Annotated in this window: 1 protein-coding gene; it reads left to right on the forward strand. The window is 40.4% G+C overall.

Annotated elements, in window-relative coordinates:
* Positions 1-141 precede the first annotated feature (141 nt).
* Positions 142-1,041 carry a helix-turn-helix transcriptional regulator gene (locus tag ACTHS3_RS13915; protein ID WP_070608719.1) on the forward strand — a complete coding sequence of 300 codons (900 nt, stop codon included), beginning with the start codon at positions 142-144 and terminating at the stop codon, positions 1,039-1,041.
* Positions 1,042-1,143 lie beyond the last annotated feature (102 nt).

The following is a 1,143-nucleotide window of genomic DNA, read 5'->3' on the forward strand; positions in this document are numbered from 1 at the left end:
GCTGTGTTGAATAATAAGGTAGAATTGCCAAAGTTTATTAATGAATTATAAAAATACGCAAAGCAAAAAAGAGCGACAGTACCTGTCGTGACTGCAACATAAAATTCTGCCATTACATACGAAAACGAAAATTTATCTACTATGAGCCAGCGTACTAAAGCACAGGAAGCACTAGGCATCCGTTTGGCAGATATTCTGACACGTCTAAATCAAGGGGAAACGATTGATATTCAAAGTTTGCCCGAGCGCTATGGCATTTCATTGCGTACAGCCCAACGTGATCTCAATCGTCTTGCCCCTTTATTGCAAACTACAGGTACACGTTATTACCGTCTGGATCAAAACCAATACGGCCGTCTGAATAAAGACGAAATCCGCCGTATTTGTCATTTTGCAGGCTTACAAGACCTTTTCCCTGAAGCGGACCGCCGCTTTTTTCAAGAAAGCCTGCGTCAAAGCATTATCATCAAAGGCCATCAATACGAAAATATTCGTCATCGCCAATCAGATTTTGATTTGGTAACACATTCTATAGAAGCAAAGCAAACCATTAGCTTTAATTACACCAAAGCCGATGGCAGTAAAAGCCATCGTACTTTAGATCCTTACCGGCTCATTAATAAAAGCGGTATTTGGTATCTTATCGGACTCGAAAATGGTCGAGAAAAGACCTATTGCTTTACTCAAACATCCCAGCTGCAAACAACCTCAAAGACATATGTTCCAGATGTAGGGTTTGTAGAGAAAATTCAAAATACCGACAGCATCTCGTATGGTAATCAAGTCAGTGAAATCATTATTCAAATCAGCCCACAGGCTGCACATTACTTTTTGCGGCGCAAGCTGTTACCCAATCAGGAGGTTATTCGTCGCCTCGATAACGGTGGCCTGTTGATTGCCTGCAAAAATGTTAACGAAATTGAAGTTATCCCCATCGTCCAATATTGGATACCGCATTCAAGAATTGTCAGTCCGCAAGAGTTGCAGGAAAAGATAATCGGCAAATTAAAAAACTATATCAATAACCATACGAAGGGCTAATAACATGTGGCAAATCATACTTGGATTCATCATGTTGCCTGTTGCGTTTATGCAAAGAGGCGGAATTAGGGCAATTATAGGGCTAATCTATATGTATAGTAC

It is taken from the genome of Neisseria sp. P0009.S007, assembly GCF_051962515.1.

Coding starts and splice junctions, on each gene's coding strand:
- ACTHS3_RS13915 (WP_070608719.1), top strand. CDS start 142: ATGAGCCAGCGTACTAAAGCACAGGAAGCACTAGGCATCCGTTTGGCA.